This is a genomic window from Xanthobacter autotrophicus, assembly GCF_030015065.1.
In the GTDB taxonomy this organism is placed as follows: domain Bacteria; phylum Pseudomonadota; class Alphaproteobacteria; order Rhizobiales; family Xanthobacteraceae; genus Xanthobacter; species Xanthobacter autotrophicus_D.
Window position 1 is genome coordinate 1 of sequence record NZ_JAIVFN010000554.1, and the last position, 393, is coordinate 393.

Annotated in this window: 1 protein-coding gene; it reads left to right on the top strand. The window is 66.2% G+C overall.

The features are described 5' to 3' along the window. The first annotated feature begins 41 nt into the window (after positions 1-41). Positions 42-320 carry a hypothetical protein gene (locus tag K9U40_RS24480; RefSeq protein WP_282892629.1) on the top strand — a complete coding sequence of 93 codons (279 nt, stop codon included), beginning with the start codon at positions 42-44 and terminating at the stop codon, positions 318-320. Positions 321-393 lie beyond the last annotated feature (73 nt).

The following is a 393-nucleotide window of genomic DNA, read 5'->3' on the forward strand; positions in this document are numbered from 1 at the left end:
GCTGCTCGATTCCGCTTGCCCGGCACTGAAGGGGTACTGACATGCGCGTCATCGTGGTTGCTACCGCTGCCCTCCTGGCCGCGTGCCAGGCAGCACCTACCAAGCCGAACCCGACGGCGGCAGCCGTCATCACCATGCCGGTGGCCACCTACGTCCCGATCGATCCCCAACTGCGCAAGCGCTGCAAGTGGGTGAAAGAGGCGGCGCCGTCCGCCGTATTCGAGGTGAGCAACGGCCGGAAGCGTTGCCTGCTGCAGTACGAGGCGCAGCTCGACGGCATCGACCAGGTGCAGGGCAAACCTGTCCCGGATTTGCCCTGATGGTCCGGCAGACGGCGCGGGAACGCCGCGTGCTGGCGTTGGGTCGCCTGAAGACAGGCGAGATGAACAAGAC